We start from the raw sequence: 26523 nt of genomic DNA, 5'->3' as shown, positions 1-26523 counted from the left end.
GTGGGCCAACGCCAGGTTCTGGGCTGGGGGTGAGGCTGTGGATAAACCGTTCGACCCCCTCCCGGCCTGTGGACAACTCCTGGGGGCGTCGGTGACGTGGGTTACGTTCGTGGGGTGAACGCAACCAGCTCCGACGCCACCGCCCAGGTTCCCGACCCCGGCCGTATCGTCCTGCTCACCACCAGCCACCGCGTCGCCCCCGGGCTGCTGTCCTGGTCCGCCTGGCAGACGCTGCGCGCCGCCGACCAGGTGGTGTGCGCGGACGGCGCGCATCCGCAGCTGCCGTATCTGCGTGAGGCGGGCATCAGCGTCGACGAGGCTTCCCCCGATGCCCAGGACCTGGTGGACGCCTGCGCCGGCGGCCGCACGGTGGTCGTCGTCGCCACCGGGGAGGGCGAGCCGCGCCTCACCGACGGCCTGGCCCGCCTCGCCGGCTCCGGCCGCATACAGATGCCCGACCTGGAGCTGCTCCCGGCCTCGTACGACCTGCCGGGCGCCCGCCTCCTCGACCTCGTCCAGGTCATGGACCGCATCCGCGTCGAGTGCCCGTGGTCGTCCCAGCAGACCCACAAGGGCCTCGCGAAGTACGGGATCGAGGAGGCGTACGAGCTCGTCGAGGCGATCGAGGAGGGCGACCGGGACGAGCTCAGGGAAGAGCTCGGCGACGTTCTGCTCCAGGTCGTCTTCCACGCCAGGATCGCGGAGGAGGACGCCGAGGCACCCTTCTCCATCGACGACGTGGCCGGCGGCATCGTCGCCAAGCTGATCCACCGCCACCCGCACGTGTTCGGCGACGAGACGGCCACGACCCCCGAAGAGGTCAAGGAGCACTGGCTGCGCACCAAGGCCGAGGAGAAGCGGCGGACGTCCGTGACGGAGGGGATACCACTGGGCCAGCCGGGCCTGGCCCTCGCGGCGAAGCTGGCATCGCGCGTGCGCACGGCGGGACTTGAGGTCGAACTCCCCCGAGGCGAAGGCGTCGGCTACGAGCTGCTGGCCATCGCCGCCCACGCGGAGGCCGGGGGAGTGGACCCGGAGGCGGCCCTGCGCGCGGCGGCGCGGGCCTACCGGGACGCGATCCGGGCGACGGAGACGGGCTGAGGAAGCGGAAACGGGGGGGGAGGGGGGGAGGAAGGGGGGAGGGGGGAGGGGAGGGCCCCAGGGTTATGTGTGGGGGGCGCGGCTTGTTGGGTTGTGCCAGTTGGGGTGGGGGCGGTCCAGGAGCCATTCCGCGGGGCCCAGGGGGCGGGGGCGGCTGGGGTCGGCGGGTGGCAGGAGGTCGTGGAAGATCTGTTCCGGCAGGGTGCCGAGGGCGGGCAGAGCCTCGGCGATCTCCTCGACGAGCTGGGGCGGCCCGGCGAGATAGACGTCGTGGCGGGCCCAGCCGGCGCGGTTGCCCAGCGCGGTCAGCAGTCGCTCGGTGGCCTGGGCCTTGGGGCGGCCGGGCGCGGGGGTGATGAAGGTGACGCCGAGGCGGGGTAACCGGGACTGGAGTCGTTCCACGGCCGACCGGTCGTAGAGGTACGAGGTGTCGCGGGCCACGAGGAACAGCCGGGCCTCGTGCGTGGCGTCGAGTTGCTGGAGCAGCGCCTTGACGGGAGCCCATCCGGTGCCGGCCGCGATGAAGGTCAGCGGCCGTTCCACCGGCGCCCGCAGGGTCAGGGCGCCGCCCGGTGCGCCGAGCCGCAGGACATCGCCCTCCCGGGTCCGCCGGACCAGGGCGGTGGACAGCACCCCGTCCTCGACGCGGCTGACGTGCAGGTCGACGGTGTGGTCGGCGCGGGGCGCGTTGCCGAGTGAGTACGGGCGCCAGATGCCCGGCAGGTGGGGGACGCTGACGCTGACGTACTGGCCGGGGGAGTAGCGCAGCCGGTGCTGCGGGCGGAGGGTCAGTACGACGAGGTCGTCGCCGTGCCGGGTCCGGGACACGACCTCGGCGTCCCACCAGGGCGGTTCACCCTCGTGCTGTGCCTCCCACGCGCCCTGGAGCATGACGTTCGTGATCGCCCCGTACGCCTCGGCCCAGGCCTTCTCGGCCTCCGCGCTCCACGCCGACCCCGCGACGGCGGCGAACGCGGCGATCAGGCTCGCCCCCACGGCGGCGTAGTGCTCCGGCTCGGCCAGGTACTTCCGGTGGTCCCGTCCCAGCTCCCGCAGGTACCCCGGCAGCGTCGGATCCTCCAGCCTCTCCATCACATACGTGAGCGCCGCGAACAACCGGTCCCGCTGTCGCTCCATGTCCTCCGGGAAGTCCAGGGGGAAGAGCCCGCGGACGTCCGGGTTGTGCCGGAAGAGATGCGAGTAGAAGTACTTGACCGCGAACTCGGCCCGTCTTTCGACGACCGCGAAGCTGGATCTGAGTATTTCGGGGTCCACGGCGCGAATTTAGGGAGGAGGCGAGCCGTGGAGTCAAACAGCAGTCGATTTCGGGATGGCCCGGGAGGAATGGGGCACGTTCTACACCGCCCCCCTCACGCACACATGCCGCCCCCCCACCCCCGCACCGCCCGGCGCCCCCCGCACCCACCCCACCCCGCTCCCCTCCCTCCGCCGCGCCCGCCCCCCCCCTCCCTCCGGATACCGTCAGGGAGTGACCGATCAGCCGCCGCCGTTCAGCCCCGCCCCGGAACTCTTCACCTGGGAGTTCGCCAGCGACCCCTACCCCGCGTACGCCTGGCTGCGGGAGCACGCCCCCGTGCACAGGACGCGGCTGCCGAGTGGGGTGGAGGCCTGGCTGGTGACGCGGTACGCGGACGCCAAGCAGGCGCTCGCCGACGCGCGGCTCAGCAAGAATCCGGCGCACCACGACGAACCCGCCCACGCGAAGGGGAAGACGGGGATCCCGGGGGAGCGCAAGGCCGAGTTGATGACGCATCTGCTGAACATCGACCCGCCGGACCACACCCGGCTGCGGCGGCTGGTCTCGAAGGCGTTCACGCCGCGACGGGTGGCCGAGTTCGCGCCGCGCGTGCAGGAGCTCACCGATCAACTGATCGACCAGTTCGCGGCGAAGGGTTCCGCGGATCTGATCCACGAGTTCGCGTTCCCGCTTCCCATTTACGCCATTTGCGACCTGCTGGGCGTACCCCGCGAGGACCAGGACGACTTCCGGGACTGGGCGGGGATGATGATCCGGCACGGCGGCGGACCGCGGGGCGGGGTCGCGCGGTCGGTCAAGAAGATGCGCGGGTATCTGCTCGAGCTCATTCACAAGAAGCGGGAAGGTCTTCCGGATACGCCCGCGCCCGGTGAGGACCTCATTTCGGGCCTCATCCGCGCCTCCGACCACGGCGAGCACCTCACGGAGAACGAGGCCGCCGCCATGGCCTTCATCCTGCTCTTCGCCGGGTTCGAGACGACCGTCAATCTCATCGGCAACGGCACGTACGCCCTCCTCACCCACCCCGAGCAGCGCGCGCGTCTGCAGCGGTCCCTCGCCGCCGGCGAACGCGGACTCCTCGAGACCGGCGTCGAGGAACTCCTCCGTTACGACGGGCCCGTGGAACTGGCCACGTGGCGGTTCGCGACCGAGGCCGTGTGCATCGGCGGTCAAGGCATCGCGCCCGGCGACCCCGTCCTCGTGGTCCTCGCGGCTGCGGACCGTGACCCCGCGCGGTTCGAACGGCCGGACACGCTCGACCTCTCCCGCCGTGACAACCAACACCTCGGCTACGGGCACGGCATCCACTACTGCCTCGGCGCCCCGCTCGCCCGCCTGGAGGGCCAGACCGCGCTCGCCACCCTCCTCACCCGTCTCCCCGACCTTCAACTCGCGGGAGATTCGGCCGATTTGCGCTGGCGCGGCGGGCTCATTATGCGTGGATTGCGCACGCTTCCAGTGGAGTTCACGCCTCCGGTACCGGCCGCGCGATAGCGGGCGACCATACACCTGCGGGCGTTCAAACCTGACACGCACTCAACTCTGTGATCTTCACGTGATCTACGCTGCATCGACTTGTGACAAGTGATCGGGTGCGGATACGTTCACTCGTCAACGCGACTCACACGTCGCGTAGTCACCTGCTGTCACGTGAAAGGCTTCCGCATGCTCTCCGGGAACGGCCGCCATCGTCGCCCCCGTCAGGCCCCGGCCCTCATCGTCGCGGCAGGAGTGACCGGATCCGCCATCGCGATCCCGTTGCTCGGTGCCACCAGCGCGAGCGCGGCCGACGGCACCACGTGGGACCGGGTCGCCGAGTGCGAGAGCGCCGGCCAGTGGAGTGCCGACAGCGGCAACGGGTATTACGGCGGGCTCCAGATCAGCCAGGCGGACTGGGAGAAGTACGGCGGCCTCACCTACGCGTCGAGCGCCGACGAGGCCAGCCGCTCGCAGCAGATAGCCATCGCCGAGAAGCTCCTCGACGACCAGGGCCTCACCCCCTGGCCGACCTGCGGACCGCTCTCCGGGCTGAGCAAGAACTCGGGCGACATCCTGGTCGACACGGGCGTGGCGAACGACTCGTCCAGTACATCGGATTCAACCGGTTCGTCCGGTTCGTCTGCGAATTCGACTCCGCCCACCTCTTCCGGCTCGAAGTCCGATTCGTCTTCGTCCGGCTCGTCTTCGTCCGGTTCGTCGTCGAAGGCGACCGGGAACGCCGCCGGGAACACGACGAAGGCCGACACCGGCGGCGACGCCCAGGGGGTGGGCGGCTCCGGCACGGAAACGACGAAGAGCGGCAACTCGGGCAACTCCGGCCAGGGCGGCGACTCTTCCGGTACGTCCGAGAACGCGACGACCGGTGCGGGGCGCCACCGCGGCGGTACCGCGGCCGAGAACACCACCGACAGCGCCGTGGACGGCCGTGGCGACGACTCCTCCGGGCGGCACGCCTCGCGCGGCGCGGGCGTCTCCCGCGATGTCGTCGACGGCTCCTACGTCGTGCGCGCCGGAGACAATCTCTGGACCATCGCGGACGCCCTTGACCTCCAAGGCGGATGGGCCGAGCTGTACGACGCGAACAAGAAGACGGTCGGCGTCGACCCGAACCTCATCCTTCCCGGTCAGAGCCTTGCAGTTGGTACTGAATCGGGCGAAAAGTAGGGGCAGTTCGCGTCATGGTTCGCCGTGTAATGTCCGGTTTGGCGCGAGTGAGAGATGGATCTCAAAGGCCCTGATCGTCTTTGGAATTCAGCCGATCGACTGCTTACGGTCGTCACCGCTCGCCACAGCGGGCCCCGACGGTCGTCAACGCCGAATCCTGCCAACGGCCGTACGGGAACAGTCGACGCGTCAGCGCCGTAGGCAGGAGCGGGGGAACCAAGGTAGGCGCCGCGCCCGGTAGTTGACCGGGAGCGGCTTGGGGTGAAGCCGAGCGCTCAGCGCGCACGGCCGGGCACTCACCCGCCCGAACCCGACAGCTCACCTCGCAGGCGTCGGTGAGGGGATCTCTCCATGCTGTTTTCCAGCAAGGGCAAGCACCGCCGTCCGTCCAAGGCCACTCGTGTCGCCACGCTCGCCGGTGTCACCGGTGTCGCCATCGCCGCTCCGCTGATGGCGGCCGGCAACGCCTCCGCCGCCACCACTTCCGAGTGGGACGCCGTCGCCCAGTGCGAGTCCGGCGGGAACTGGTCCATCAACACCGGCAACGGCTACTACGGCGGTCTGCAGTTCTCGGCCTCCACCTGGGCCGCGTACGGCGGCACCGCGTACGCCGCGACCGCCAACCAGGCCTCCAAGTCCCAGCAGATCACCGTCGGCGAGAAGGTCCTCGCCGCGCAGGGCAAGGGCGCCTGGCCGACCTGTGGCACGGGCCTGTCGAGCGCCGCGTACACCGGCGGTGCGAGCGCCCCGTCGACCTCGTCCTCCTCGAACGGCTCCTCGTCGAACAGCTCGCCGAGCACCAGCGCCACCACCCGCTCGACGGACACCGCGGCCTCCCGTTCGGCGTCCCGCCCGGCCGCCGAGAAGACCGTCTCCACCCCGACCGGCAAGAAGGTCAAGAAGGGCGACGGCGAGTACAAGGTCGTCAAGGGCGACAGCCTCAGCTCGATCGCCGAGAAGAAGAAGGTCAAGGGCGGCTGGCAGCAGCTGTTCAAGCTGAACAAGGACATCGTCGACGACGCCGACGTCATCTACCCGGGTCAGCGGCTGCACCTCAGCTGATGATCGGCAGCTTCACCCCAGCTGAATGACAGGTCTCTCATAAAAGGGGTCTCCACACTGGAGGCCCCGGTGAGGGTCACCCCCGTCCCCACGGGCTCCCCGCTCCGGTGCGTGTTCCCCCGTACGCACCGGAGCGGGGTTTTTCGTATCCGGCAGTTCGTGCCGAGCGTTTCGTACCGAGCGCTTCGTACCCAGATTTCCGTACCCGTTTTTGTTCCGTTCTGGAACAATGTGTACGTTCAGTTCTGCCCAAGGGGTGGGCGACCGGCTGGCCGATCCCCCCGGGGCGGTTAGGCTCATGTCGCGAAGCCATCACAGGCTCCGCGTACCCGCGTCACATCCCAGAAGGAGATGCTCGTGCCGTCCATCGACGTCGTCGTAGCCCGGGAAATCCTGGACTCCCGAGGCAACCCCACGGTCGAGGTCGAGGTCGGCCTCGACGACGGCAGCACCGGTCGTGCCGCCGTTCCGTCCGGCGCCTCCACGGGCGCCTTCGAGGCCATCGAGCTGCGTGACGGTGACCCCAACCGTTACGGCGGCAAGGGTGTCGAGAAGGCCGTCCTCGCCGTCATCGAGCAGATCGGCCCGGAGCTCGTCGGTTACGACGCCACCGAGCAGCGCCTGATCGACCAGGCGATGTTCGACCTGGACGCCACCGACAACAAGGGCTCGCTCGGCGCCAACGCCATCCTCGGCGTCTCGCTCGCTGTCGCGCACGCCGCCTCCGAGGCGTCCGACCTCCCCCTCTTCCGCTACCTGGGCGGCCCGAACGCGCACCTGCTGCCCGTTCCGATGATGAACATCCTGAACGGCGGCTCGCACGCCGACTCCAACGTGGACATCCAGGAGTTCATGATCGCCCCGATCGGCGCGGAGTCCTTCTCCGAGGCCCTGCGCTGGGGTGCCGAGGTCTACCACACCCTCAAGAAGGTGCTGAAGACCAAGGGCCTGTCCACCGGCCTGGGCGACGAGGGCGGCTTCGCCCCGAACCTGGAGTCGAACCGCGCCGCGCTCGACCTCATCCTCGAGGCCATCAAGCAGGCCGGCTACATCCCCGGTGAGCAGATCGCGCTCGCGCTCGACGTCGCCGCGTCCGAGTTCTACAAGGACGGCAAGTACGAGTTCGAGGGCAAGTCCCGCTCGGCCGCCGAGATGACCGAGTACTACGAGGAGCTCGTCTCCGCGTACCCGCTGGTCTCCATCGAGGACCCGCTGTACGAGGACGACTGGGCCGGCTGGAACGTCATCACCGAGAAGCTGGGCGACAAGGTCCAGATCGTCGGCGACGACCTCTTCGTCACCAACCCGGAGCGCCTGGCCCGCGGCATCGAGGAGGGCTCCGCGAACGCCCTGCTCGTCAAGGTCAACCAGATCGGCTCGCTGACCGAGACCCTGGACGCCGTCGAGATGGCCCAGCGCAACGGCTTCAAGTGCATGATGTCCCACCGCTCCGGCGAGACCGAGGACGTCACCATCGCCGACCTCGCCGTCGCGGTGAACTGCGGCCAGATCAAGACCGGCGCCCCGGCCCGCTCGGACCGCGTCGCCAAGTACAACCAGCTGCTGCGCATCGAGGAGATCCTCGACGACGCCGCGGTGTACGCGGGCCGCAGCGCGTTCCCGCGCTTCAAGGGCTGACACCCGCAGAGGGTCAAGCCTTAGCCAGTCGTACGTACGTCCCCGTACCCGGTCCCGTACCGTGTCCGGGGACGTACGCGCGTGTGAACGGGAGGCGGGACATGGCCGTGAAGGACCGGGACCGGTTCTCCACCGCGACCAGGCTGAAGCTGCTCGGGGAGCAGACGGCGGCCCGGGTCTACCGCTCGCAGACCAAGCGCCAGGCCCGCCGCTCACGCCTGACCGGCCGCGCCGCGCTGCTGGCTCTCGTACTCTGTTCTCTGATCGTGGCCCTCGCGTACCCGATAAGGCAGTACGTGTCCCAGCGCGCCGCGATCGCCGATCTGGAGCGAAAGCAGCAGCAGGCCCGCGCCCGGGTCGAACAGCTCCGCGACCTCAAGGCGCGCTGGCAGGACGACGCGTACGCGAAGCAGCAGATCCGGGAACGGCTGCACTATGTGATGCCGGGCGAGACCGGATACGTCGTGATCGACCCGGACGTGGCGAAGCAGTCGCGTACGGATCTGGGGGTGGCAACCCGCCCCTGGTACGCCAACGTCTGGGACGGCGTCGACAAGTCGGACCACTCCGACCGGTGACCTGATGGCCGGTGACCTGACGACCGGTGACCTGACGACCGGTGAATTGAAGAAGAAAGAGACTTGAGCACAGGCATGGAAACGCCCCCGCCGCCCACCCCGCGCACCGAGCCGACCGACGCGGACGTCGAGGCCTTCAAGCAACAGCTCGGCCGGCCGCCGCGCGGGCTGCGGGCGATCGCGCACCGCTGCCCCTGCGGTCAGCCGGACGTGGTGGAGACGGCGCCCCGGCTGCCGGACGGTACGCCGTTCCCGACGACGTACTACCTCACGTGCCCGCGCGCGGCCTCCGCGATCGGCACGCTGGAGGCGAACGGCGTCATGAAGGAGATGACGGACCGGCTGGCGACCGATCCCGAGCTGGCCGCCGCGTACCGGGCCGCCCACGAGGACTACATCGCGCGGCGCGACGCCATCGAGGTGCTGGCGGGCTTTCCGAGCGCCGGTGGGATGCCGGACCGGGTGAAGTGTCTGCATGTGCTGGTGGCGCACTCGCTGGCCGCGGGGCCCGGGGTGAATCCGCTGGGCGACGAGGCGATCGCGATGCTGCCGGAGTGGTGGCGCAAGGGTGCGTGCGTGGTGGCGGCGGAGCCGCCGTCCGAGGGGGAGTGAGAGGGCTGCGCCCCCTCCTCCCGGTGCGTGTCCTGTCTGCGGGTGGGTGGGGGCTGGGCGCGCAGTTCCCCGCGCCCCCCAAGGCGGGGCTTCGCCCCGGTATCCCGCCTGCGCCGAGTGCTGTGTCCGCGGGCCGGTGGGGGCTGGGCGCGCAGTTCCCCGCGCCCCTGAAGGGCCCGGGCTTCGCCCCGGGGTCCCGGGCCCGGTCGCGCGTCGTCGAAACGTATTCACGAGCAGGAGACAACAACCGATGACCAGGGTCGCCGCCATCGACTGCGGTACGAATTCGATCCGCCTCCTCGTCGCCGACGCGAACCCGGTGACGGGGGAACTCGTCGATCTGGACCGCCGGATGACGATCGTCCGGCTCGGCCAGGGCGTCGACCGCACCGGACGCCTCGCCCCCGAGGCCCTGGAGCGCACCTTCGAGGCCTGCCGCGAGTACGCGGCGATCATCAAGCGGCACGGCGCGGAGCGACTGCGCTTCGTGGCGACCTCCGCCTCCCGCGACGCGGAGAACCGGGACGAGTTCGTACGCGGCGTGCTGGACATCCTGGGCGTCGAGCCCGAGGTCATCACCGGCGACGAGGAGGCCGAGTTCTCCTTCATCGGCGCGACCAAGGAACTGACGGGCCGGGACGACCTCGCCAAGCCCTACCTGGTCGTGGACATCGGCGGCGGGTCCACCGAACTGGTCGTCGGTGACGACCACGTGCGCGCCGCCCGCTCCGTGGACATCGGCTGCGTACGGATGACCGAGCGGCACCTCGTGCACGACGGGGTCGTCAGCGACCCGCCGACCCCCGCCGAGATCGAGGCCATCCGCGCCGACATCGAGGCGGCACTCGACCTCGCCGAGCGGACGGTCCCGTTGCGCGAGGCCCACACGCTCGTCGGCCTCGCGGGTTCGGTCACCACGGTCGCGGCCATCGCGCTGGACCTCCCCGCCTACGATTCGGCCGCCATCCACCACTCCCGCTTCCCGTACGAGAAGGTCCGCGAGATCACCGAGCGGCTGCTGGCCTCCACCCACGCCGAGCGCGCCGCGATCCCTTCCATGCACCCGGGGCGCGTCGACGTCATCGCCGCCGGCGCCCTCGTCCTGCTCGCGATCATGGAGCGGATCGGTGCGGCGGAGGTCGTGGTGAGCGAACACGACATCCTGGACGGGATCGCGTGGTCCATCGCGTGAGGGGCTGACCGCAGGGGGCCGCGGGCTGCCGTTTCCGAGAGCGGCTTCCGCAGCGAGGGAGCCTTTACTACCCACTGGTAGCCTCCCTTGAGCAGGTCGGATAACGTATGAGCGCGCCCAGGGGGCCATTCGGACCCTCTCGGCGACACGCCGCCGGAAAACTTCGTGAAGTTCTTCACAAGGAATTCGGCCCAGTAGGGGGACGATGGGCCCCCTTGAGTGCTCTTAGGGGGCTCGCCAGGCTCGGGAGGGCGCTCGACGGAGTGTTCCAGGAGTGTTTCCGGCGGGTGAAGCGGAGGGGTGGTTCGACCGGTTCGGACACCCGGAGCGGCAGCTCACGCGGTGTTGACAACGGTCGCCACTACACGGTGGTTCCCTCTCGCCGCCATGACCTGGGTCACGTGAGCGGCGCAGTGTAGCAGAGGGCCCACCCAAGCTTGTGAAGGGGCGCACGAGCGACCCTCCAGGGGCGGGTGGATACTCGATGGCATGAGCACCACGGAGCGTCCCAGGATCCTCGTAGTAGGCGGTGGGTACGTAGGCCTGTACGCAGCTCGGCGCATTCTCAAGAAGATGCGCTACGGCGAGGCGACCGTCACGGTCGTCGACCCCCGGTCGTACATGACCTACCAGCCCTTCCTCCCCGAAGCCGCCGCCGGCAGCATCTCCCCTCGGCACGTCGTCGTCCCGTTGCGACGCGTCCTGCCCAAGGCGGAGGTCCTCACCGGCCGGGTCACCACCATCGACCAGGACCGCAAGGTCGCCACGATCGCCCCCCTCGTGGGCGAGGCGTACGAGCTGCCTTTCGACTACCTCGTCATCGCGATGGGCGCGGTCTCCCGCACCTTCCCGATCCCCGGCCTCGCCGAACAGGGCATCGGTATGAAGGGCATCGAGGAGTCCATCGGCCTGCGCAACCACGTCCTCGAGCAGCTCGACAAGGCTGACTCGACCACGGACGAGGACATCCGCCGCAAGGCGCTCACCTTCGTCTTCGTGGGGGGTGGCTTCGCGGGTGCGGAGACCATCGGCGAGGTCGAGGACATGGCCCGCGACGCGTCGAAGTACTACACCAACGTGTCCCGCGAGGACATGCGCTTCATCCTCGTCGACGCCGCGGACAAGATCCTCCCCGAGGTCGGCCCCAAGCTCGGCCAGTACGGCAAGGAGCACCTGGAGGGCCGTGGTGTGGAGATCTACCTCTCCACCTCCATGGACTCCTGCGTCGACGGCCACGTCGTGCTGAAGAACGGCCTCGAGGTCGACTCCAACACCATCGTGTGGACGGCCGGCGTCAAGCCGAACCCCGTCCTCTCCCGCTTCGGTCTGCCGCTCGGCCCGCGCGGTCACGTGGACACCCAGACCACCCTCCAGGTGCAGGGCACGGACTACATCTGGGCCGCCGGCGACAACGCCCAGGTGCCGGACGTCGCCGCGCGCAAGGCCGGGGTCGAGAACGCCTGGTGCCCGCCGAACGCGCAGCACGCGCTCCGTCAGGCGAAGGTCCTCGGCGACAACGTGGTCTCCGGCATGCGGGGCTTCCCGCAGAAGGAGTACTCGCACTCCAACAAGGGCGCTGTCGCGGGTCTCGGCCTGCACAAGGGCGTCGCGATGATCGTCATGGGCAAGATGAAGATCAAGCTCAAGGGTCGTCTGGCGTGGTACATGCACCGCGGCTACCACGGGCTGGCGATGCCGACGTGGAACCGTAAGATCCGCGTCTTCGCCGACTGGACGCTCGCGATGTTCCTCAAGCGTGAGGTCGTCTCGCTCGGTGCGATGGAGACTCCGCGTGAGGAGTTCTACGAGGCTGCGAAGCCGGCTCCGGCTCCGGCTGCCGCCGCGGCTCCGGCCGCCGCCGCCAAGACCGAGGAGAAGGCCAAGGCCTCCTGACCTCCGGTCACCTGCTCGTCCCTGAGGGACCTTCCGCCATCCGTGGTGCGGGGGGTCCCTTTGGCATTGTTCGGCCGTGGGCCGGTGCGGGCTGGTCGCGCAGTGCCCCGCACCCCTGAAAGCCTGGCGGAGTCCGGCGTTCGGGAGCGCGCGCCCCTCCCGCCGCCACGAAAGAACGTGGTGGGTACAGGTATTTTGCCCAGCTGTAACGCGGAAGGGGGACTGCGCGCGAGGCCGGTTGGTGTTTACGTGGTGTTGGAGCGTTCGGGAGTGTTGTCTCGGAGGTGTACGCCATGCAGGACGCCGCGCTGCGGCTGAAGAGCCTTGTCGAACAGTTGGTGGGGGCCCCGCTCCCGATCCGCATCCGCGCCTGGGACGGCTCGGAAGCGGGCCCTCCCGGCGCCCCCGCCGTTGTCGTCCGCAACCGGCGCGCCCTGCGCCGGCTGCTGTGGAAACCGGGTGAGGTGGGGCTCGCCCGGGCCTGGGTCGCCGGGGACCTGGGGGTGGAGGGCGACCTCTACACCGCGCTCGACCTGCTGTCGGGGCTCGTCTGGGACCGGGGCGAGGACGCGCGGGGCGTCGCGGAGGCCCTGCGCGATCCGGAGGTACGGGCCGCCGTCCGCGGACTGGTGAAGATGGGCGGCCTCCCGTTGCCGCCCAGCCCGCCCCAGGAGGAGATGCGCAGGCGCCGCCGCCACCTCCACACCAAGCGCAGCGACCAGCGCGCCATCAGCCACCACTACGACGTGGGCAACGACTTCTACGAGATCGTCCTCGGGCCCTCGATGGTCTACTCGTGCGCCTACTGGGAGGACGGCGGCACCCTTGAGGACGCCCAGCGCGACAAGCTGGAACTCATCGCGCAGAAGCTCGATCTGAGGCCGGGTCAGCGGCTCCTCGACGTCGGCTGCGGCTGGGGCTCGATGGCGATCCACGCCGCCCGCGAGCACGGCGTGAGCGTCGTCGGGGTCACGCTCTCGCACGAACAGGCCGCGTACGCCCGTAAGCGGGTCGCGGACGAGGGGCTGACCGACCGGGTGGAGATCCGGGTGCAGGACTACCGGGACGTCGCCGACGGGCCGTACGACGCGATCTCCTCCATCGGCATGGCCGAACACGTGGGCGCCGAGCGCTACCTGGAGTACGCCGAGGTGCTGTACAGCCTCCTCAAGCCGGGCGGACGGTTGCTCAACCACCAGATCGCACGGCCGCCCCGGCGCGACGAGTCGGCCTACGACGTCGACGAGTTCATCGACGCCTACGTCTTCCCGGACGGCGAGCTCGCGCCCATCGGCACGACCGTCACCCAGTTGGAACGCGCCGGGTTCGAGGTCCGCGACGTCGAGTCGATCCGCGAGCACTACGCCCTCACGCTCCGCCGCTGGGTCACCAACCTGGAGGCGCAGTGGGCGCGGGCCGTGGCGCTCACCGGTCCGGGCCGCGCCCGCGTCTGGCGTCTCTACATGGCGGCCTCCGCGGTCGCCTTCGAGCGCAACCGCATCGGCGTCAACCAGGTACTGGCGATCAGGACCCCCGAGCCCTCCGGCGCCTCCGGAATGCCCCTGCGGGCCAGAACCTGGAACCCGGCCCACTGACAGTGGTCCGCCGACGACCGGGGCCCCGTTCCGATCCGGAACGGGGCCCCGATGTTCGTCACCGCTTCTCCGCTACTCCGACTTGATCGCCGACAGCATGTTCAGGCGGGACGCCCGGCGGGCCGGCCACAGCGCGGCCAGCACGCCGACCGTCCCCGCGAGGAGCAGGAAGAGAGCCATCCGGTCCCAGGGCAGGACCAGTTCGTACGTCGACATCTTGCTGCCGACGAGCTCGCCGGCCGCCCAGCCGAAGAACACGCCCAGGCCGATGCCGAGCACGCCGCCGAAGAGCGAGATGACCAGGGACTCCAGGCGGACCATCCGCTTGATGCCCTTGCGGTCGAGGCCGATCGCGCGGAGCATCCCGATCTCCTGGGAGCGCTCGAAGACCGACATGGCGAGGGTGTTGATGACACCGAGCACGGCGACGATGACCGCCATGGCGAGCAGGCCGTAGAGCATGTTCAGGAGCAGGGTGAACATCTGCGCGATGTTGTTGGAGATGTCCTTCTTGTCCTGGACCTGGACGGCAGGGTTGTTGCCGAGGGCCTTCTCCAGCTTGTTCTTGGTCGCGTCGGACGTGCCGTCGGCCGTCTTCAGCATGACCTGCATGTCGGCGACGTCCGTCAGGTGCGGGGAGAGCGTCGCGTTGTCGACCATGATGCCGTTGATCATCATGTTGCCGTGGTAGATCCCGGCGACGGTGAGGCGCTGCTTCTTGCCGTCCTCGTAGGAGACCGTGAGGTCCGAACCGGCCTTCCATCCGTGCGACTTGGCGGTGTCGTCGTCCACGACCACCTGGGTGCCGCCGACCTTGAAGGCGCCCTCGTCGAGCGTGAGGTCGGTGAGCTTGGCGATGGACTCGCCGTTGACGCCCGCCAGCATCTCGGACGTGCCGTCGATGCGCGAGGGGGAGGTGCGCAGGGGGCTGGTGTCGGTGACACCGTCGAGGCCGGCGAGGGTCTTCGCGACCTCCGGGGAGAGGGGGACGCGGTTCGCCATCGACACGACGTAGTCCGCCTTGATCGCGGAGCTGGCCATCTTGTCGATCGACTTCTGCAGGCTGCCCGCCATCACCGTCATACCGGTGATCAGGGTGAGCCCGATCATCAGGGCGGAGGCGGTGGCGGCCGTGCGGCGCGGGTTGCGCACCGAGTTCTGGCGGGCCAGCTTGCCGGAGACCCCGAAGACACGGAGCACCGGGGCCGCGGCCGCGATCAGGGGGCGGGAGAGCAGCGGGGTCAGCACGAAGACGCCGATGATGAGGAGGACCGCGCCGAGACCCATCGGGGCCTGGCCGTCCGAGCCGTTCATGGTCGTCGCGTACAGGACGACGGCGACGCCGGCCGCGGCGAACAGGGCGCCGATCGTGTTCCGTACGACCAGGGACTTCGTCGTCGCCTGCGCGTGCACGCTGCTCATCGCGGCGACCGGCGGGATCTTCGCGGCGCGACGGCCGGGCAGCCAGGCGGCCAGCATGGTGATGAGGATGCCGACGAGCAGGGCCGTGGCGATCGTGCCCGGCGAGATCACCAGCGGGCCGTCCGGGACGGTGGCGCCGAGCGAGCCCATCAGCGAGCGCATGCCCGCGCCGATGCCGATGCCCGCGAGCAGACCCGCCACCGCGGCGACCGCGCCGACGACGAAGGCCTCGACGAGCACGGAGCGGGTGACCTGGCGGCGGGAGGCGCCGACGGCGCGCAGCAGGGCGAGTTCCTTGGTGCGCTGGGCGACCAGCATGGTGAAGGTGTTGGCGATGATGAACGTACCGACGAACAGCGCGATGCCCGCGAAGACCAGCAGGCCCGTCTTCATGCCGCTCATCGCGGAGGCGATCGAGCTCGCTTGGTCGTCGGCGAGCTGCTTGCCGGTGGTGGTGGAGGCGACGCCCTTCGGGATGACCTGGTCGAGGGCGGCGCGCAGGGCGGTCTGGCTGGTGCCGGACGCGGCCTTCACGTCGATCTCGTCGTACTCGCCGACGCGGTGGAAGAGCTGCTGCGCGGTCGCCGTGTCGAAGAGGGCGAGGCTGCCGCCGGCCGCGACGTTGCCGTCGTCGGTGGTGAACACGCCGGCGACGGTGGGGGCGAGGACGGGGCCGTCGACGGACAGCCGTACGGTGTCGCCGACCTTGTAGCCCGCGCGCCTCGCGGTCTCCGAGTCGATCGCGACCTCGTTCTTGCCCTTGGGCGCGTGGCCGCTGGTCAGCGGGTAGCGGGCGTCCTTGGTGCCCCAGTAGTTGCCGCCCTGCGACTGGAAGCCGCTGCCGACGAGTTTGCCGTCCTTGTCGGCTATCGCGGTGAAGCCGGTCACGACGCCCATGGTGGAGCCGGCGCCGGGGACCTTGGAGGCCTTCTCGAGCAGTGCCTGCGTGAGCTTCTGCTCCTTGCCGACCTTGTCGCCCTTGTCGTCCTGGGCCTTGGGCTGGATGGCGACGTCGACCTGGTCGAAGCCCTTGGCGGAGCTCTTCTGGTAGGCGTCGGAGATGGTGTTGGTGAAGACCAGGGTGCCCGATACGAACGCCACGCCGAGCATTACGGCGAGCACGGTCATCAGGAGCCTGGCCTTGTGCGCGAGCACGTTGCGCAAGGCGGTTCGGAACATGGGGTTTCTCAGTCCAGGAGGGTGAGGCGGTCGGCAGGCGGAGGGTGTGGCTGTGTCTGCGGTGAGTCCGTCGGACGCGGGCCGGTGGGGGCTGGGCGCGCAGTTCCCCGCGCCCCTCGAGAGCGCCGGCGCGCGTCTTTCTCGGTCAGCTGGTGCGGCCCTTGGCGTCGAACTGCTTCATGCGGTCCAGGACGGAGTCCGCCGTCGGTCCGTACACCTCGTCCACGATCCGTCCGTCCGCGAGGAAGACCACCCGGTCCGCGTACGCCGCCGCCACCGGGTCGTGGGTCACCATCACCACGGTCTGCCCCAATTCCCGTACCGAGTTGCGCAGGAAGCCCAGCACCTCGGCACCCGAGCGCGAGTCGAGGTTTCCGGTCGGCTCGTCGCCGAAGATGATGTCGGGCCGGGAGGCGAGCGCGCGGGCGACGGCGACGCGCTGCTGCTGGCCGCCGGAGAGCTGGGAGGGCCGGTGGCTGAGGCGGTCGGAGAGACCGATCATCGTGATGACCTTGTCCAGCCACTCGCGGTCGGGCTTGCGGCCCGCGATGTCCATCGGGAGGGTGATGTTCTCCAGGGCCGTCAGCGTCGGCAGCAGGTTGAACGCCTGGAAGATGAAGCCGATCTTGTCTCGGCGGAGCTTGGTGAGCTGCTTGTCCTTGAGGGAGCCGAGTTCGGTCTCCCCGATGCGCACGGAGCCGGAGGAGAAGGTGTCGAGGCCCGCCACGCAGTGCATCAGCGTGGACTTGCCGGACCCCGAGGGACCCATGATCGCGGTGAACTCGGCCTGCCGGAAGTCGACGGAGACCCGGTCGAGGGCGACCACCTGGGTCTCGCCCTGTCCGTAGACCTTCGACAGTTCCGTGGCGCGGGCGGCCACGGTGGTGGCCCGGTCGGCGAGGGGCGTGCTGGTCACGGGAGGGTGCTCCTGTCGGGACGACGGCGTTTCTGGGGACGTGTCCCATCCTCGCGGCCGTTCGGCGCCCTGGAGTCAGCCGCTGTTCCGGTTCCGGGGGCAGCCTCGGGTCGGACCGCGGACGGTCTTGTCATACCTGGGGATGAGGGCGCGCCCTGAGTGCTCCCTGAGTGCTTCCCGAGCGCCGTCCGGGTACGACTCGTGCGGGTGCGTCCGTTCGGACGGTGAAATTCCGTCATTCCGTATACGCGGGTCTGTGCCGCCCGAAAGGCTATTGGCAAGTGCGGATGGCCCGTACCGGGGGCTGATGCACCCTCAGACGTCAATAAAATAAGACAACATCGGTTCGCTCGCCCACTGTTCGAGGGATGCGCCCCGATAGGCTCGGATCCTCAATGCGGAGCCCATGGCCTGCCCGGATGGTGGAATGCAGACACGGCGAGCTTAAACCTCGCTGCCCCTCGCGGGCGTACCGGTTCAAGTCCGGTTCCGGGCACCTCCTCTCATATGACACCTGACCTGACAAAACGGCAGAAGGCCCCATACCTCTTTCGTGTCGCGGGAACACCGCGGGAACGCATCGTGTTCGTCCTTCACCTCGACGGCTGCCGTCTCGCGGGTTCCTGGAATCGCGTCGACCGCGACCGGGTCGCGGCGAAATGGAGCCCCCGGCGGCGAGGCGCTCCCGCTGCCGCGCGCCGTCGCCAACGGCGACTTCGAGCAGTGCCGACGGTTCCACGTCCACCGTGAACACCGGCGCATCAGCGCGACGCTCTTCAGGGGCAACTCGGCATCGCCGCATGGCCGTTCGAGCTTCGCCCACAGGAAGAAACACGGCCCTTATGATCTCCATCTGACATGTCATGTTCCGAACGGAGGCATGCTCCGTTCATCCGATGGAAGGGTGCGTGTGGCACTCATACGGACACTCAGACCGCTGGCGGTCCTCGCGGCGACGGCAGCCCTGTTCGGCGGGCTCACGGTGCAGCCCGCGACCGCGGACGATCCCGTGGTGTCGAAACTGACGCTCGGCACCGACCAGTTCAAGATGACCGACACGAGCTACGAGTCGGCCACGAACAACCTCTACAACAACGTCCTGACGAACCACGTCAACCTCACGGACGTCGTCACCACCGACTTCACGAAGAACTCGTCCGGGGCCACCGACACCTGGATGAATCTGCGTTCCATGCGCGCGTGCGCCGGCGACGAGACGAAGGCGCTGCCGCCGGTGACCAAGAAGGTCGCCTGGTGCTGGTCCTCGGCGCATGCCGACGACAACACGCCGCGCTGGTTCCCGCAGGGCATGAGCACCACCGGAACCGCCGACGGGGGTGACGGCGCCATCCAGGGCAAGCACGTCACAGCGGTCGCCTGGCACTACAAGACGTTCAAGACCGACTCGGCCGGCGACCTCGAGGCCAACGACGGCTGCAAGACGAACAACCTGCTCAAGCTCACCTTCATCGACAGGGACACCGGCAAGTACCGCCACGTCCTGCTCGCCGAGCCGACCAGCACCTCGTCCAGCGCCTCGAACTTCAAGTTCGTCACCGGTCACGGCGGCGGCATCGCCTGGTACGCGAACTACATCTACGTCACCGACACGGCCCACGGCATCCGGGTCTTCGACATCAACAAGATGGCGAAGGTCGACACCTATGGCTCCGGCCTCAACTCGTACGGGGTCAGCGGCGGCACGTCCAGCGCCTGCGGTTACCCGTACGTGCTGCCCGAGGTGCACTACTACCAGCAGTCGGGCACGCCGGACTCGTGCGCTACCGACGCGGGCGACGGCACGCCCGACGCGCAGCAGCTCTGCTACTCCTGGCTCTCCCTCGACAAGACCGGCGGCAGCCCCTACAAGCTGGTCACGGGCGAGTGGTACGGCTCGGCGGCAGGCGGCCGCGTGGTGCGCTACCAGCTCAACCCGACGAGCGCCTCGACCTACCCGGGGCTGCTGAACATGTCCGGCGGCAAGACCGTGATCCAGGACGCCTACACGCTCCCCGGCTACTGGGGTCTGCAGGGCGGCATGACCTGGACCGACAGCGCCGGCCTGCTGAACTTCGCCTTCAGCAAGGGCTGCGGCACCAAGCCCGCGGTGTTCTCCCACACCTGGGTGGGTGACACCCGGGCTGTGACCAGCTGCGCCTCCGGCGGCAACTGGGCGGTCGGCTCGCCGCAGGCCCTCAGCTACTGGCCAAAGCTCGACGCCACCCAGGTGGACGAGCTGTGGGGGCTGACGGAGGGCATCTGCGCCGGCACCTCGCTGCGGGCCTCGTACCCGTACGAGTTCCCGGCCATCTCCGAGAACGGCAACGCCTGCGACGGCTACAACGGTACGGACAATCTGTCGCTCCGCTCGGTCTTCGCCGTCGGTTTCACCGACTCGGCTGTCCAGAACCTGCACTGACGTACGGCGGGCACGCCTGACGCACACCGGGGCGGGACCCGGACCCAGGCGCCGCCCGGCGCTCCGGGCCCCGCTCCGGATTTCTTCGTCAACCGTTGACAGTGAGCGTGTGCGAGCGGAGACTCCTGCGAAGATGGTGAAGTAAATTTCACCAGACGAACAAGCTGGGCAAGACGAGCAACATGAACAACCGTGCGGCGAAGTCGAACACCGCGATCATGGGTTGAGCGGAACGCGAAGGGGCGTGCCGGATGCGTACCACCGTCGGAATCATCGGAGCCGGGCCGGCCGGCCTGCTGCTGGCGCGGTTGCTGCACAACGCGGGGATCGACTCCGTCGTGCTGGAGAGCCGCGACCGGGCGTACGTCGAGCAGCGCCAGCGCGCCGGGATCCTGGAGCAGGGGACGGTGGACGTGCTGCGGGCCGCCGGGGCCGGCGGGCGGATGGACCGGGAGGGGCTGCGGCACGACGGGATCGAGCTGCGGTTCGCGCGGGAGCGGCACCGGGTCGACTTCCCCGCCCTGACCGGCGGCAGCTCCGTGATGGTGTACGCCCAGACGGAGGTGTGCAAGGACCTCATCGCGCTCCAGCTCGAGGAGGGCGGCCCGCTGCTCTTCGGGGCCGAGGCGCTGGCGGTGGAGGGGGCGGAGAGCGAGCGGCCGCGGGTCCGCTTCCGGCACGAGGGGCGCGAGGACGTGCTGGAGTGCGATTACGTCGTCGGCTGCGACGGGTTCTGGGGGGTGGCCCGGCGGGCGATACCCGCCGAGCACTCCCGTGTATTCGAACGGACGTACCCCTTCGGCTGGCTCGGGATCCTCGCGGACGTGCCGCCCTCCCACGACGAACTGGTCTACGCCCGCCACGACCGCGGCTTCGCCCTGCTCAGCATGCGCTCGCCCGTCGTCTCCCGGCTCTACCTCCAGGTGCCCGAGGGCACGGACGCCGGTTCGTGGGCGGACGAGGAGATCTGGGACGAGCTGGAGCGGCGCTTGGAGACCGCGGACGGGTGGAGTCTGGAGCGCGGGACCATCACCTCCAAGTCCGTCACCCCGATGCGCAGTCACGTCCACGAGCCCATGCGGCACGGGCGGCTCTTCCTCGCCGGGGACGCCGCCCACATCGTTCCGCCGACCGGCGCCAAGGGACTCAACCTCGCCGTCGGCGACGTGGTGACGTTCGCCCGCGCGTTGGTCCACCTGGAGGAGACCGGATCGGCGGAACGTCTCGACGCGTACTCCGAGACCTGTCTGCGCCGCGTCTGGCAGGCCGAGCGGTTCTCGTACGACATGACCACCCTGCTGCACCGCGCCCCGGACGCGACCCCCTTCGAGGACCGCGTCCAGCTGGCCAGGCTGCGCCGGATCGCCACGTCGCGGGCGGCGGAGACGGATCTGGCGGAGGGTTACACCGGGTTTCCTCTGGACTGATCGCCGCGGAGTCCCGAGACCCCCGCCGGGCAGGGCGCAAGGGGCCTGTCACGGCTTGGTACCAGTGCGCGCGGGCCGGGGGACACACGCGTACCTTGGCAGCGTGAGGGAAAGATCCTCCCCAAGCAGTAGGGTCAATCCTTTGCCTACCCATTACCCTTGAGCCAAGGCCCACGCACGGTGGCCATGGAGGAGTGAAATGAGGAGCAGCAACCCGGTCTTCTCGCGACGGGGGTTCAGCCGCGACAACGGCTACGCGGGATTCAACGCGGCGCCGCAGGCCGGGGGACCCGCTGTCGGCACGCAGGCCAATCCGTACGCGCAGGGTGGCAACCCCTACGCGCAGAACCCTTACGCCCAGCAGGACCTGCAGCAGGGTGCCCCGCCGCAGGCCCCGGTCTCCACCGGCCGGATGACGATGGACGACGTCGTCATGCGCTCGGCCATGACGCTCGGCACCGTCACCGTGGGCGCGATCCTCGCCTGGGCGCTGCTTCCGGTGTCCAGCACCAGCTACGGGCTCGCCATCGGCGCCGCGCTCGTCGCGTTCGTCCTCGCGATGGTGCAGTCCTTCAAGCGCACGGCCTCGCCCGCGCTGATCCTCGGTTACGCCGCCTTCGAGGGCGTCTTCCTCGGGGTCATCAGCGAGATGTACAACAGCCGGTGGAGCGGCGCGCCCTTCCAGGCCGTGCTCGGCACCATGGCGGTGTCCGGAGCGACCCTTCTCGTCTACAAGGCGGGCTGGATCCGGGTGACCGCGCGGTACGCGCGCATCGGTATGACCATCGCGATCGCCTTCGTGGTCGTCATGGCGGTCAACCTGCTGCTCGTCGCCTTCGGTGTTGCGGGCGACGGCGGACTGCGCAGCATGGGCCCGCTGGGCGCGGTCGTCGGCATCCTGGCGATCCTGATCGGCGCGTTCTTCCTGACCCTCGACTTCAAGCAGATCGAGGACGGCATCGCGTACGGGGCGCCGAAGGAGGAGGCCTGGCTGGCCGCGTTCGGCCTGACCATGACCCTCGTGTGGATCTACGTCGAGATGCTGCGGCTGGTCGCCATCTTCAGCGGCGACGACTAGCCGACCCCGCCGGCCGAACGGGCCGGTGAGCGACCTGAAGGGCCCGCGAACCAACGGTTCGCGGGCCCTTTGCCATGGGGATGCCTGGTCCTGGTGGTGGTGCGCGCTCAGAGCAGTTTGCGCGCGGCCCTCCTCAAGTCGTACTCATGAATGATCGCCTTGGCGTGGCCGTACGCGAGGTTGTGCTCGGCGCGGAGCCAGCTGACCTTCTCCTCGAAGCGGAAGAGAGCGGGGCCTTCGTCGACGGTGCGCAACCAGTCGGATACTTCACGACCGGTGCAGTGGGGAATGCGGGCGAGCAGATTGCGATGGGTCTCCTGGGAGAACACTTGGGACATCGGCGCCTCCGGACGCAATGGGGTGTAAGCCGGTCCTTCACGCCACGGTGCCTGAGGGTTCGGTTGTTGGCAACAGTCCCGTCGCGGCGCGTAGTCTCGCGGCGTGCTTGATACGACGCCGCTGACCCGAGCCGTGGACCACTTCGCCGACCGGTTGCGGGCCGCGCCGCAGAGCCGGCTGCAACGGGGGGCCGCCGCGGAGGCGCTGGGGCTGGCCAGGGAGTTGGCGCGATGGGCGCAGCGTGTGGAGGACCCCGCGGCTGAGCCCTTGGAGATGCCGGACGCGGGGATGTTCGCCGTCGCCGATCAAATCACCGTCGCGGCGCATGATTTGGCGGTCGTCCTGAGGAACGAGGGGGAGCTCGCGGAGGCGTTGATGTTGGTGGAGGAGGCGCAGAAGAGAGCCGGGGTGTGAAGCCGGTACAGGGCCCTGCAGGGACCTACAGGGACGCTATGACCCTGTCCGCCAGGATGTAGATGCTCTCCTCGCCGCAGGCGAAGGTCAGGGCGTAGGCGCCGGAGACGCCGGAGCCGCCGAGGAGGACCGGGGTCTCACCGGCGCGCAGGGCCGCGGCCAGCCGTTCCGCGGTTTCGCGGTGGCCGGGGGTCATGCACAGGGTCGTACCGTCGGCGAAGACGTAGACGTCGAGGGTGCCGAGCGGGCCGGGGCGGACGTCGGCCAGCTCCGTGCGGGACTCGGCGAGCTCCTCCAGGCAGGACACCGTGCGCTCGTGGTCGTTCACGACGGGTGACTGGACCGGGATGAAGTCCGGGTGCGAGGGGTGACGGCGACGGGCCGCGGCCAGTTCGGGCGAGTCACCCGCGTACTCGTCGGCGTCGAGGCCCGCCTCGGTGACCGGCTCCAGGGGCTCCAGGGTCAAGAAGTCCGACTCGCGGGGCATGAACAGTTCGCTGTCGGGCAGACCGAGCAGCGAGGGCGCGTCCGAGGCGTCACGCGCCTCCTGGGCGGCCCAGAACGCCCGTGCCTCGGCGAGCTCCCGCTCCCGCTCCTCGGCGAGCGCCTCGGCGACGGCAGCGCGTATCTCGTCCGTGTCGGAGGCCGAGCGCGCCGCCGGTACGAGGCCGTACGGGACGGTCGTGGCGCGGCTCTCGGCCAGCTCGTGGTGCAGGGCCGCGACCTGCCGGCGCAGACCCTGCAGGGTGCGCAGAACGGCGACGCCCACGGCCGCGGTCGCGGCGGTGGTGAGCAGCAGAGCAATTGGCATGGCGCTCACTGACGTACTCCCGGTTCAAAGTCGACCCCCCGACTTCCTACATCAGCTTGAAGGGCGGACCATCCTGCTGTCAGTGCGTAACGTCACGAATAGGACAGGACTTTGGCCCTGGGGTTTAGTCGCACAGTGGCTCTGACCTGCGTAAATCGCTCTCCGGGGGGAGATAGGTCACATCTTGGGGGGGATTGGATCACAAATCGGCCCAGAGTCCCGGTGGTTACTGGGCTCTGGGCCGATTCGGTCACGCTGGGCTCAGCGTTGGTTACCCGTACGGACTAGCTGAGGCGCTCGATGACCATCGCCATGCCCTGGCCGCCGCCGACGCACATCGTCTCCAGACCGAACTGCTTGTCGTGGAACTGGAGGGAGTTGATCAGCGTGCCGGTGATGCGGGCGCCGGTCATGCCGAAGGGGTGGCCGACGGCGATGGCGCCGCCGTTCACGTTCAGCTTGTCCAGCGGGATGTTCAGGTCGCGGTAGGAGGGGATGACCTGGGCGGCGAAGGCCTCGTTGATCTCGAAGAGGTCGATGTCGTCGACGGTCAGGCCGGCGCGCTGGAGGGCCTGCTTGCTGGCCTCCACCGGGCCGAGGCCCATGATCTCGGGGGAGAGGCCGGTGACGCCGGTCGACACGATGCGGGCGAGCGGGGTGAGGCCGAGCTCGCGGGCCTTCGTGTCGGACATGATCACGAGGGCGGCGGCGCCGTCGTTGAGGGGGCAGCAGTTGCCGGCCGTGACCATGCCGTCGGGGCGGAAGACGGGCTTGAGGCCCTGGACGCCCTCCAGCGTCACGCCCGCGCGCGGGCCGTCGTCCTTGCTGACGACCGTGCCGTCGGGGGTGGTGACCGGGGTGATCTCACGCTCCCAGAAGCCGTTCTTGATGGCTTCCTCGGCGAGGTTCTGGGAGCGGACGCCGAACTCGTCCATGTCCTGGCGGGTGACGCCCTTGATGCGGGCGAGGTTCTCGGCGGTCTGGCCCATCGCGATGTAGGCGTCCGGGACGAGGCCGTCCTCGCGCGGGTCGTGCCAGGTCGAGCCCTCGGAGTGGGCCACGGCCTCGGTGCGGGCCTCGGCCTCCGCGAAGAAGGGGTTGCGCGTGTCGGGGAGGGAGTCGGAGTTGCCCTTGGTGAAGCGGGAGACCAGCTCGACGCCGGCCGAGATGAAGACGTCGCCCTCGCCGGCCTTGATGGCGTGCAGGGCCATGCGGCTCGTCTGGAGGGACGAGGAACAGTAACGGGTGATGGTGCAGCCCGGGAGGTGGTCCATGCCCATCTGCACGGCGACGATGCGGCCGAGGTTGTTGCCCTGCTCGCCGCCGGGGAGGCCGCAGCCGAGCATCAGGTCGTCGATGTCCTTGGGGTCCAGCTCGGGGACCTTGGCGAGGGCGGCCTGAATGATCGTGGCGGTGAGGTCGTCCGGGCGGAGATCCTTGAGGGAGCCCTTGAAAGCGCGGCCGATGGGGGAACGGGCGGTCGAGACGATCACGGCTTCAGGCATCACGGCTCCATGGGCGCTATGGGGAGGACGGGCAGGGCTGCTTGGGAAGTTACCCGCCCGTACCGCCCGGGTCACCGCTCCGACGGTGTGACTAGGACCGCATTTCTAAGCGCTTGCTTTCCTCGCCTCGGTTGCCGGAGGCATCCAGGGCCCCTGGGCCGGGGCGCAGCCCCGGCCCAGGGGCGCGGGGAACTGCGCGACCAGCCCCCACGCACCCGCAGCGGCAGGACACACCCTCGGCGCCCAGCGTCCCACGCACCCGCCGTCTCACGCGGACGGCGTCGGCGCGGGAGCCGGGTCCGTGGCGGGGACACGCCGGCGCCGGCGGCGCTTGAGGAGGGCCCACGGGCCCCGCGGCCCCGTGGGCATGGCGGCCGTGACCTCGGTGCCCGGCTCGGACGCCGCCTCCGCCGCGGCCCGCGCGACCGGCAGGAAGCCCTCGCGACGGGAGACGTCCGGGCGTTCCTCCTCGGCCGGCCAGAGGCCCAGCGCCGCGCAGACGGTGGGCAGGACGGCCATCGCCGCCGTCGCGTACCCCTCCGCCGAGGGGTGGTAGTTGTCGGGGCCGAACAGCTCGCGCGGATTCGCTTCGAACTCGGGTCCCAGCAGGTCGCCCAGTGAGACGGTACGGCCGCCCTGCTCGACCGTGCCGATGGTCTGCGCGGCGGCGAGCTGGCGCGAGGCGCGGCGGGCCAGCCAGCGCAGCGGCTGCTGGACCTGCTCCACCGTGCCCAGGTCGGGGCAGGTCCCGACGACCACCTCCGCCCCCGCCGTACGTAGCCGTCGCACCGCGGCCGACAGATGGCGGACCGACCGCGTCGGCGGCATCCGGTGGGTGACATCGTTGGCGCCGATCATGATCACGCAGACGTCCGGCACCCGCGAGGTGTCCGCGAGGGCGACCGCGACCTGCCGGTCGAGGTCGTCGGACTGGGCACCGGGCAGCGCGACGTTGCACATCTCCACGGGGCGTTCGGCGACCGCCGCGAGCCCGGACGCCAGCAGCGCGCCGGGCGTCTGGCGGGCCCGGTGCACGCCCTGCCCGGCCGCCGTCGAGTCACCCAGCATGGTCAGCCGCAGCGGCGGCCCGTCCTGCACGGCGTACGCGTACCCGTAGAGACCGTCCGCGCGGGGCGCGTGCGCGTGCCCGTTGCCCACATGGCGCTTCGCCAGCTGCACCTCGGCCAGCACCAGCCCGACCGCCGCGGCACCCACCAGCCCGATCCCGCCGCCGCCGTACGCCGCGCCCGCCGCGATCCGCCGTGCCACCCTCGCCCTCGACAAGCTCGACATACGTCGCCGCCACCTCCTCGTAGCCGTACAAACACTGCTTGCCCCGTGGAGCAGGTCGGCCAATCTCAACGGCGAGTGAACCGTCACCCAGGGCCTTAGGCTGACG

General features: G+C 69.8%; 21 protein-coding genes, 1 tRNA gene and 1 riboswitch. Of the genes, 15 read left to right on the top strand and 7 right to left on the bottom strand.

Translation table 11 applies throughout. The features are described from left to right. Positions 1 to 114: 114 nt before the first annotated feature. Entirely contained in the window at positions 115 to 1101 is a 987-nt protein-coding gene (locus FNV62_RS22440; RefSeq protein WP_144315572.1) for a nucleoside triphosphate pyrophosphohydrolase, read from the top strand. A 63-nt stretch (positions 1102 to 1164) separates the two neighbouring features. Here the strand turns inward: FNV62_RS22440 and FNV62_RS22435 are convergent, their stop codons facing one another. Further along, complete coding sequence (locus FNV62_RS22435) at positions 1165 to 2376, bottom strand: globin domain-containing protein (protein WP_144315571.1); 1212 nt, start codon at positions 2374 to 2376, stop codon at positions 1165 to 1167. Positions 2377 to 2590: 214 nt separating this feature from the next. Here FNV62_RS22435 and FNV62_RS22430 point away from each other — a divergent pair, with 214 nt between their 5' ends. The 9 genes from FNV62_RS22430 (at position 2591) to FNV62_RS22390 (ending at position 13614) form a co-directional block, all read left to right on the top strand. Beyond that, positions 2591 to 3874, top strand: a complete 1284-nt coding sequence (locus FNV62_RS22430; RefSeq protein ID WP_097285018.1) for a cytochrome P450 family protein — start codon at positions 2591 to 2593, stop codon at positions 3872 to 3874. A 171-nt stretch (positions 3875 to 4045) separates the two neighbouring features. Further along, positions 4046 to 5044: a transglycosylase family protein gene (locus FNV62_RS22425; RefSeq protein ID WP_144315570.1), complete on the top strand. Its 999-nt coding sequence runs from the start codon at positions 4046 to 4048 to the stop codon at positions 5042 to 5044. A 138-nt stretch (positions 5045 to 5182) separates the two neighbouring features. Next, positions 5183 to 5391, top strand: a riboswitch (cyclic di-AMP (ydaO/yuaA leader). A gap of 4 nt (positions 5392 to 5395) precedes the next feature. After that, complete coding sequence (locus tag FNV62_RS22420; RefSeq protein WP_143608292.1) at positions 5396 to 6106, top strand: transglycosylase family protein; 711 nt, start codon at positions 5396 to 5398, stop codon at positions 6104 to 6106. A gap of 351 nt (positions 6107 to 6457) precedes the next feature. Next, entirely contained in the window at positions 6458 to 7744 is a 1287-nt protein-coding gene (eno, locus tag FNV62_RS22415; RefSeq protein ID WP_060897729.1) for a phosphopyruvate hydratase, read from the top strand. A gap of 101 nt (positions 7745 to 7845) precedes the next feature. Continuing rightward, the gene (locus tag FNV62_RS22410; RefSeq protein ID WP_144315569.1) at positions 7846 to 8322 is read left to right on the top strand and encodes an FtsB family cell division protein; all 477 of its coding nucleotides are present in this window, start codon (positions 7846 to 7848) and stop codon (positions 8320 to 8322) included. Between the two features lie 75 nt (positions 8323 to 8397). Continuing rightward, positions 8398 to 8934 carry a DUF501 domain-containing protein gene (locus tag FNV62_RS22405; protein WP_054237267.1) on the top strand — a complete coding sequence of 179 codons (537 nt, stop codon included), beginning with the start codon at positions 8398 to 8400 and terminating at the stop codon, positions 8932 to 8934. A gap of 250 nt (positions 8935 to 9184) precedes the next feature. Next, positions 9185 to 10126, top strand: a complete 942-nt coding sequence (locus FNV62_RS22400; protein WP_054237268.1) for a Ppx/GppA phosphatase family protein — start codon at positions 9185 to 9187, stop codon at positions 10124 to 10126. A 489-nt stretch (positions 10127 to 10615) separates the two neighbouring features. Continuing rightward, on the top strand, positions 10616 to 12019 hold the full coding sequence (locus FNV62_RS22395; RefSeq protein ID WP_060897732.1) for an NAD(P)/FAD-dependent oxidoreductase: 1404 nt from the start codon (positions 10616 to 10618) through the stop codon (positions 12017 to 12019). A 293-nt stretch (positions 12020 to 12312) separates the two neighbouring features. Further along, a complete protein-coding gene (locus FNV62_RS22390) occupies positions 12313 to 13614 on the top strand; it encodes an SAM-dependent methyltransferase (RefSeq protein WP_054237283.1) in 1302 nt (433 codons plus the stop codon). Between the two features lie 72 nt (positions 13615 to 13686). On the opposite strand, the gene FNV62_RS22385 is transcribed toward FNV62_RS22390, so the two are convergent. Together FNV62_RS22385 and FNV62_RS22380 are read right to left on the bottom strand one after the other, a co-directional pair. Next, a complete protein-coding gene (locus tag FNV62_RS22385; protein WP_143614628.1) occupies positions 13687 to 16215 on the bottom strand; it encodes an ABC transporter permease in 2529 nt (842 codons plus the stop codon). 145 nt (positions 16216 to 16360) lie between these two features. Beyond that, positions 16361 to 17131: an ABC transporter ATP-binding protein gene (locus tag FNV62_RS22380; RefSeq protein WP_054237271.1), complete on the bottom strand. Its 771-nt coding sequence runs from the start codon at positions 17129 to 17131 to the stop codon at positions 16361 to 16363. A gap of 413 nt (positions 17132 to 17544) precedes the next feature. Here FNV62_RS22380 and FNV62_RS22375 point away from each other — a divergent pair. From FNV62_RS22375 to FNV62_RS22360, 4 genes are all read left to right on the top strand, one after another. Next, a tRNA-Leu gene (locus FNV62_RS22375) sits at positions 17545 to 17627 on the top strand. Between the two features lie 414 nt (positions 17628 to 18041). After that, positions 18042 to 19550 (top strand): hypothetical protein, encoded by a 1509-nt coding sequence (locus FNV62_RS54645; protein WP_225900329.1) that lies wholly within the window; start codon positions 18042 to 18044, stop codon positions 19548 to 19550. Positions 19551 to 19801: 251 nt separating this feature from the next. Beyond that, on the top strand, positions 19802 to 20977 hold the full coding sequence (locus FNV62_RS22365; protein ID WP_060897734.1) for a 4-hydroxybenzoate 3-monooxygenase: 1176 nt from the start codon (positions 19802 to 19804) through the stop codon (positions 20975 to 20977). A gap of 199 nt (positions 20978 to 21176) precedes the next feature. After that, on the top strand, positions 21177 to 22055 hold the full coding sequence (locus FNV62_RS22360) for a Bax inhibitor-1/YccA family membrane protein (protein WP_060897735.1): 879 nt from the start codon (positions 21177 to 21179) through the stop codon (positions 22053 to 22055). A gap of 107 nt (positions 22056 to 22162) precedes the next feature. Here FNV62_RS22360 and FNV62_RS22355 read toward each other — a convergent pair whose 3' ends face one another. Beyond that, positions 22163 to 22393 (bottom strand): DUF4287 domain-containing protein, encoded by a 231-nt coding sequence (locus FNV62_RS22355; protein ID WP_054237274.1) that lies wholly within the window; start codon positions 22391 to 22393, stop codon positions 22163 to 22165. 103 nt (positions 22394 to 22496) lie between these two features. On the opposite strand from FNV62_RS22355, the gene FNV62_RS22350 reads away from it, so the two are divergent. Further along, positions 22497 to 22808: a hypothetical protein gene (locus FNV62_RS22350; RefSeq protein ID WP_179858193.1), complete on the top strand. Its 312-nt coding sequence runs from the start codon at positions 22497 to 22499 to the stop codon at positions 22806 to 22808. 25 nt (positions 22809 to 22833) lie between these two features. On the opposite strand, the gene FNV62_RS22345 is transcribed toward FNV62_RS22350, so the two are convergent. From FNV62_RS22345 to FNV62_RS22335, 3 genes are all read right to left on the bottom strand, one after another. Then, positions 22834 to 23619, bottom strand: a complete 786-nt coding sequence (locus tag FNV62_RS22345; protein ID WP_143605436.1) for a hypothetical protein — start codon at positions 23617 to 23619, stop codon at positions 22834 to 22836. 284 nt (positions 23620 to 23903) lie between these two features. Continuing rightward, positions 23904 to 25124: an acetyl-CoA C-acetyltransferase gene (locus FNV62_RS22340; protein ID WP_143601866.1), complete on the bottom strand. Its 1221-nt coding sequence runs from the start codon at positions 25122 to 25124 to the stop codon at positions 23904 to 23906. A 267-nt stretch (positions 25125 to 25391) separates the two neighbouring features. Further along, positions 25392 to 26417, bottom strand: coding sequence for an SGNH/GDSL hydrolase family protein (locus tag FNV62_RS22335; protein WP_181651088.1), 1026 nt, complete (start codon positions 26415 to 26417; stop codon positions 25392 to 25394). Positions 26418 to 26523 lie beyond the last annotated feature (106 nt).

The organism is Streptomyces sp. RLB3-17, assembly GCF_007113425.2.
GTDB classification, from domain to species: domain Bacteria; phylum Actinomycetota; class Actinomycetes; order Streptomycetales; family Streptomycetaceae; genus Streptomyces; species Streptomyces mirabilis_D.
This window is presented reverse-complemented; position numbering and strand designations above follow the sequence as displayed.

Coding starts and splice junctions, on each gene's coding strand:
- FNV62_RS22365 (WP_060897734.1), top strand. CDS start 19,802: ATGCGTACCACCGTCGGAATCATCGGAGCCGGGCCGGCCGGCCTGCTG.
- FNV62_RS22340 (WP_143601866.1), bottom strand. CDS start 25,124: ATGCCTGAAGCCGTGATCGTCTCGACCGCCCGTTCCCCCATCGGCCGC.
- FNV62_RS22335 (WP_181651088.1), bottom strand. CDS start 26,417: ATGTCGAGCTTGTCGAGGGCGAGGGTGGCACGGCGGATCGCGGCGGGC.
- FNV62_RS22400 (WP_054237268.1), top strand. CDS start 9,185: ATGACCAGGGTCGCCGCCATCGACTGCGGTACGAATTCGATCCGCCTC.
- FNV62_RS22410 (WP_144315569.1), top strand. CDS start 7,846: ATGGCCGTGAAGGACCGGGACCGGTTCTCCACCGCGACCAGGCTGAAG.
- FNV62_RS22390 (WP_054237283.1), top strand. CDS start 12,313: ATGCAGGACGCCGCGCTGCGGCTGAAGAGCCTTGTCGAACAGTTGGTG.
- FNV62_RS22385 (WP_143614628.1), bottom strand. CDS start 16,215: ATGTTCCGAACCGCCTTGCGCAACGTGCTCGCGCACAAGGCCAGGCTC.
- FNV62_RS22345 (WP_143605436.1), bottom strand. CDS start 23,619: ATGCCAATTGCTCTGCTGCTCACCACCGCCGCGACCGCGGCCGTGGGC.
- eno (WP_060897729.1), top strand. CDS start 6,458: ATGCTCGTGCCGTCCATCGACGTCGTCGTAGCCCGGGAAATCCTGGAC.
- FNV62_RS22355 (WP_054237274.1), bottom strand. CDS start 22,393: ATGTCCCAAGTGTTCTCCCAGGAGACCCATCGCAATCTGCTCGCCCGC.
- FNV62_RS22425 (WP_144315570.1), top strand. CDS start 4,046: ATGCTCTCCGGGAACGGCCGCCATCGTCGCCCCCGTCAGGCCCCGGCC.
- FNV62_RS22405 (WP_054237267.1), top strand. CDS start 8,398: ATGGAAACGCCCCCGCCGCCCACCCCGCGCACCGAGCCGACCGACGCG.
- FNV62_RS22420 (WP_143608292.1), top strand. CDS start 5,396: ATGCTGTTTTCCAGCAAGGGCAAGCACCGCCGTCCGTCCAAGGCCACT.
- FNV62_RS22395 (WP_060897732.1), top strand. CDS start 10,616: ATGAGCACCACGGAGCGTCCCAGGATCCTCGTAGTAGGCGGTGGGTAC.
- FNV62_RS22360 (WP_060897735.1), top strand. CDS start 21,177: ATGAGGAGCAGCAACCCGGTCTTCTCGCGACGGGGGTTCAGCCGCGAC.